Origin of the sequence: Serratia sp. CY52157 (assembly GCF_052168495.1) — a bacterium.
Taxonomy (GTDB): domain Bacteria; phylum Pseudomonadota; class Gammaproteobacteria; order Enterobacterales; family Enterobacteriaceae; genus Serratia; species Serratia ureilytica.
On the sequence record NZ_JBJNMO010000003.1, the window covers coordinates 575,789 to 581,788 of the forward strand.

Sequence of the window (6,000 nt, forward strand, 5' to 3'; positions counted from 1 at the left end):
ACCGTGTTTTTACTTGTGTATTTTTCCAGTAAAAACCCGGTCGACGCCAATGAAAACGGCAGCCTTGGCTGCCGTTTGGTTTTTCTGCCGGTGCCGACGCGCGCTTATTGCGGGTTGGCGGCGATCACTTTGGCCACTTTGTCAGCCTGGCCGTTCAGCTGCAGCTGCTTGTAGGCATTTTCCATCAGCGGCAACACGTCATGCGTCGCTTTGGTATCCGGGAATTCACGCAACATCTGCTCGGCGCGATTAACGACCGCGACGTAAGCACCACGTTTAGTGTAGTATTCCGCCACCGAAAGCTCATACTTGGCCAAACGATCTTTCAGATACACCAAACGCTTGTTGGCGTCGGTCGCGTATTGGCTGTTCGGGTATTGCTGAATCAACTGGCTGAAGTCGCGGAACGCAGCGCGAGCGTGCTGAGGATCGCGGTCCGAACGGTCAACCCCGAAGAAGCCCTGCAGCGCGCTGTCATCAAGCGCCATGTCGGTCAGGCCGCGCATGTACATCACGTAATCGATGTTCGGGTGCGTCGGATTCAGGCGCATGAAGCGATCGATGGATGCCTGAGCCATTGGCAAGTCGGCAGCCTTATAATATGCGTAAATCAAATCCAGCTGGACCTGCTGGGAATACGGCCCGAAAGGATAGCGGTTATCTAACGCTTCGAGTTGCGTAATCGCGCCCTTGAAGTTACCGTCCTGCAGTTTTTGCTGCGCGGTAGCATAGATTTCCGAAGGCGGGTTGTCGGGAACCGCATCCTTGGATGTGGAGCAACCTGCCAGCGCCAGGCTCAACGTGGCTGCCGCCACCAGATATTTCATACGCGTCATGACGTTTTGATTATCCTCAGGGTGTTATTCCGGGAGACTGTCCGTTAAGCTCCCGACAAAGACCAGGTACAATAGCACATTATATTAAACGGCATCGCCGTGAAAACCCAACGTTAACGAAGAAGCTGCATATGGCACAACAAGTACAACTCACCGCAACGGTGGCCGAATCTCAACTCGGACAACGTTTAGATCAGGCTTTGGCCGAATTGTTCCCTGATTATTCACGATCTCGCATAAAAGAGTGGATCCTGGGCGATCGGGTGAAGGTCAATGGCAAAACGTCAAACAAACCGAAAGAGAAGGTGCTGGGCGGAGAGACAGTCGCCATCGATGCACAGATAGAAGAAGAAGCGCGTTGGGAGCCGCAGGACATCGCGCTGGATATCGTCTATGAAGACAGCGATATCCTGGTGATCAACAAGCCGCGCGATTTGGTGGTGCACCCTGGCGCCGGTAACCCGGACGGCACGGTGCTCAATGCGCTGCTGCATCACTACCCGGAAATCGCCGACGTGCCGCGTGCCGGCATCGTGCACCGTCTGGATAAAGACACCACCGGCCTGATGGTGGTGGCGAAAACCGTGCCGGCGCAAACCCGGCTGGTGGAGGCGCTGCAGGCGCGCGAAATCACTCGTGAATACGAAGCGGTGGCGATAGGCACCATGACGGCAGGCGGTACGGTAGAAGAACCCATCGCGCGCCATTCCACCAAGCGCACTCACATGGCGGTGCACCCGATGGGTAAGCCGGCGGTGACGCACTATCGCATTATGGAGCACTTCCGCGCGCACACTCGTCTGCGCCTGCGCCTGGAAACCGGCCGTACTCACCAGATCCGCGTGCACATGGCTTACATTAGCCATCCGCTGGTGGGCGATCCGCTGTACGGCGGCCGTCCGCGTCCGCCGAAAGGCGCTTCGGAGGCCTTCATCAACACGCTGCGCGGCTTTGACCGCCAGGCGCTGCACGCTACCATGCTGCGTTTGTATCACCCGATCAGCGGCATCCAGATGGAGTGGCATGCGCCGCTGCCGCAGGACATGGTTGATCTGATCAACGCGCTGAAGGCGGACACCGAAGAATTCAAAGATCAGATGGACTGGTAATGCGCTCGCTCATTCTGCCCGACTGGCCGTTGCCTCCCGGCGTTAAAGCTTGCAGCACCACGCGCGATGGTGGCGTCAGCCTGCCACCTTATGACTCGCTGAACCTCGGCGCTCACGTGGGTGACGAGGCGCAAGCGGTGAAGCGCAATCGGGAAAGGTTGGTTACCGCCGCCGGCTTGCCGCAGATGCCGGTATGGCTCGAGCAGGTGCACGGCACTCGCGTGGTGACGTTGACGGGACAAGCGCCCGCCGATCTGCGGGCGGATGCGGTGTACAGTAACGTGCCGGGTCAGGTGTGCGCAGTGATGACGGCGGATTGTCTGCCGGTGCTGTTCTGCTCGCAGCACGGCGACGAAGTGGCCGCCGCTCACGCCGGTTGGCGTGGGCTATGCCACGGCGTGCTGGAGCAAACCGTGGCGGCGTTCAGCGCCGCACCGGGCCAAATCAGCGCCTGGCTGGGGCCGGCGATCGGCCCGCAGCAGTTTGAGGTCGGGCCGGAGGTGCGCGCCGCTTTCATGGCGGAAGACGCTGAGGCCGCAGCGGCATTTACCCCGCATGGCGATAAGTTTTTGGCTAATATCTACTTGCTGGCTCGCCAACGCTTGTTGCGTGCGGGCGTTCAGGCCATTTATGGCGGCGACCGCTGTACGGTTAACGAAATGAGCCATTTTTTCTCCTATCGACGCGATGGAATAACCGGACGTCTGGCAAGTTTAATCTGGCTGATATAACCTATTGAATTAGGACGATCCAACGACGCATGGCGTTGTACCGAAAATTTAGCGTCGAGATAACCTTGAAAATTTGAGGGATGACCTCATTTAATCTCCAGTAGCAATTTCGACCCATCTTGGAGGTGTTATGCGTCTGGATCGTCTTACCAACAAATTCCAGCTTGCCCTCGCCGATGCCCAGTCACTAGCCCTTGGGCACGACAACCAGTTTATTGAACCGCTACATCTGATGAGCGCCCTGCTCAATCAGGAAGGGGGCACGGTTCGTCCACTATTAACTTCCGCAGGTATCGATGCCGGGCGTGTGCGCACCGAGATCGAACAGGCGCTGTCCCGTTTACCGCAGGTAGAAGGCACCGGTGGCGACGTTCAACCGTCTCACGAGTTGGTGCGTGTTCTGAACCTGTGCGACAAGCTGGCGCAAAAGCGTGCGGACAAATTCATTTCTTCCGAGCTGTTTGTGCTTGCGGTGCTGGAAGACCGCGGCTCGTTGACCGACTTGTTGAAAGCGGCCGGCGCGACGGCCGACAAAATCAGCAAAGCCATTGAACAAATGAGAGGCGGTGACAGCGTGGAAGACCAAGGCGCCGAAGACCAACGGCAGGCATTGAAGAAATACACTATCGATCTGACCGAACGTGCTGAGCAGGGCAAGCTTGACCCGGTGATCGGCCGTGACGAAGAGATCCGTCGCACCATTCAGGTGCTGCAACGCCGTACCAAAAACAACCCGGTGTTGATCGGCGAGCCTGGCGTGGGTAAAACCGCCATCGTCGAAGGCCTGGCGCAGCGCATCATTAACGGCGAAGTGCCGGAAGGACTGAAGCACAAGCGCGTATTGTCCCTCGATATGGGCGCCTTGATCGCCGGCGCCAAATATCGCGGCGAGTTTGAAGAGCGTCTGAAAGGCGTGCTCAACGATCTGGCCAAGCAGGAAGGCAGCGTTATCCTGTTTATCGACGAACTGCACACCATGGTCGGCGCCGGTAAGGCGGATGGCGCGATGGACGCAGGCAACATGCTGAAGCCGGCGCTGGCGCGCGGCGAGCTGCACTGCGTCGGTGCCACCACGCTGGATGAATACCGTCAATATATAGAGAAGGATGCGGCGCTCGAACGTCGTTTCCAGAAAGTGTATGTGGCTGAGCCGAGCGTGGAAGACACCATTGCTATTCTGCGCGGCCTGAAAGAGCGTTACGAACTGCACCACCACGTGCAGATAACCGACCCGGCCATTGTGGCGGCGGCAACGCTTTCGCACCGCTATATCGCCGATCGTCAATTGCCGGACAAGGCTATTGACCTTATCGATGAAGCGGCGTCCAGCATTCGCATGCAGATGGACTCCAAGCCGGAGTCGCTCGACAGGCTTGAGCGTCGCATCATCCAATTGAAACTGGAACAGCAGGCGCTGAATAAAGAGTCTGACGACGCCAGCAAGAAACGCCTGGACATGCTGAGCGATGAGCTGGGGCAGAAAGAGCGCGAATACTCGGAGCTGGAAGAAGAGTGGAAAGCGGAAAAAGCGTCGCTCTCCGGCACCCAGAATATCAAGGCTGAACTCGAGCAGGCCAAAATCACCCTGGAGCAGGCGCGTCGCGTCGGCGATCTGGGGCGGATGTCGGAACTGCAGTACGGCAAAATCCCTGAGCTGGAAAAACAGCTCGCCGCCGCCACGCAGGCCGAAGGCAAGAGCATGAAGCTGCTGCGCAACCGGGTGACCGATGCGGAGATTGCCGAAGTGCTGGCGCGTGCGACCGGGATCCCGGTCGCAAGAATGCTGGAAGGCGAGCGCGACAAGCTGCTGCGCCTGGAACAAGAACTGCATTCGCGAGTGATTGGCCAGGACGAAGCGGTCAGCGCAGTCTCCAATGCGATCCGCCGCAGCCGTGCGGGGCTGTCCGATCCTAACCGACCGATCGGTTCGTTCCTGTTCCTCGGTCCGACCGGGGTAGGGAAAACCGAGCTTTGCAAGGCGCTGGCTTCGTTCCTGTTCGACAGCGACGACGCCATGGTGCGTATCGATATGTCCGAGTTTATGGAGAAACACTCCGTTTCGCGTCTGGTCGGCGCGCCTCCGGGCTATGTCGGTTATGAAGAGGGCGGCTACCTGACGGAAGCCGTACGTCGCCGGCCTTATTCGGTAATTCTGCTGGATGAAGTCGAGAAAGCGCACCCGGACGTGTTCAATATTCTGTTGCAGGTGTTGGATGACGGCCGCCTGACCGATGGTCAAGGCCGCACCGTCGATTTCCGCAATACCGTGGTGATCATGACGTCCAACCTGGGTTCCGATCTGATCCAGGAGCATTTCGGTCAGATGAACTACGCGCAGATGAAAGAGTCGGTGATGGAGATGGTGAGTCACCACTTCCGTCCGGAGTTCATCAACCGTATCGACGAAGTGGTGGTGTTCCACCCGCTGGGCGAGAAACACATCGCCGCGATCGCCAAGATTCAGTTGTCGCGTCTGTACAAGCGTTTGGAAGAACGCGGTTACGAAGTGACCATGACCGAACCGGCCCTGGCGCTGTTAAGCAAAACAGGCTACGACCCTGTATATGGCGCGCGCCCGTTGAAACGCGCTATTCAGCAGGAAATCGAGAACCCGCTGGCGCAACAAATCCTGTCCGGCAAGCTGATACCTGGCAAGCTGGTGACGCTGGATGTGGAAAACGACCATATCGTTGCCCGCCAATAACGGCGATTAAGGATAATAAAGATGAAAGGGAGCGGGGGACCGCTCCCTTTTCTTTATCTTCGTTTGTCCCTATTTACAGGGGTTGCCGCTATTACTGCCCTAAAATCGGTATTTTTTGACTAATAAATATCCTAAAAAGTCGTTTTTGGTGATTATTTGAACGCTTGAAAAGTTTTTTGCATTTAGGGGTTGCGGCCTGCCGAGAACTCCCTATAATGCGCCTCCACTGACCGGGAACAACGACTGACAAGCCGCCGGGTCAGCGAGAAGAAAGCGAAATAAACGCTTGACTCTCCGGGTGAAAAGCGTAATATACGCAGCCCGCGCCGATGAGTTTCTCGGCACTGCTCTTTAACAATTTATCAGACAATCTGTGTGGGCACTCCACAAGACGATATCCAGCATCTTCGGATGCAAAAAAATATCAAGTCTTGAAGAGTGACTAACTGAAGTAAAATTCATGCAGTAAATCTTTGAGCATCGCTTCTCGAGTGGAAGCACATCAAGCTTTTAATTGAAGAGTTTGATCATGGCTCAGATTGAACGCTGGCGGCAGGCTTAACACATGCAAGTCGAGCGGTAGCACAGGGGAGCTTGCTCCCTGGGTGACGAGCGGCGGA

At 56.9% G+C, this 6,000-nt stretch carries 4 protein-coding genes and 1 rRNA gene; 4 read left to right on the forward strand and 1 reads right to left on the reverse strand.

The window, feature by feature from the left end:
- Positions 1–104: 104 nt before the first annotated feature.
- Positions 105–836: an outer membrane protein assembly factor BamD gene (gene bamD / locus ACJ8IP_RS16565; RefSeq protein WP_004932456.1), complete on the reverse strand. Its 732-nt coding sequence runs from the start codon at positions 834–836 to the stop codon at positions 105–107.
- Positions 837–967: 131 nt separating this feature from the next.
- Between bamD and rluD the strand changes: the two genes are divergently transcribed.
- The 4 genes from rluD to ACJ8IP_RS16585 form a co-directional block, all read left to right on the forward strand.
- Positions 968–1,945, forward strand: coding sequence for a 23S rRNA pseudouridine(1911/1915/1917) synthase RluD (gene rluD / locus ACJ8IP_RS16570; RefSeq protein WP_004932452.1), 978 nt, complete (start codon positions 968–970; stop codon positions 1,943–1,945).
- Positions 1,945–2,676: a purine nucleoside phosphorylase YfiH gene (gene yfiH, locus ACJ8IP_RS16575; RefSeq protein WP_103101722.1), complete on the forward strand. Its 732-nt coding sequence runs from the start codon at positions 1,945–1,947 to the stop codon at positions 2,674–2,676. Before rluD ends, yfiH begins: the two co-directional genes overlap by 1 nt.
- A 130-nt stretch (positions 2,677–2,806) precedes the next feature.
- The gene (gene clpB / locus ACJ8IP_RS16580; RefSeq protein ID WP_025301647.1) at positions 2,807–5,380 is read left to right on the forward strand and encodes an ATP-dependent chaperone ClpB; all 2,574 of its coding nucleotides are present in this window, start codon (positions 2,807–2,809) and stop codon (positions 5,378–5,380) included.
- Positions 5,381–5,891: 511 nt separating this feature from the next.
- Positions 5,892–6,000, forward strand: a 16S ribosomal RNA gene (locus ACJ8IP_RS16585); the annotation flags it as partial.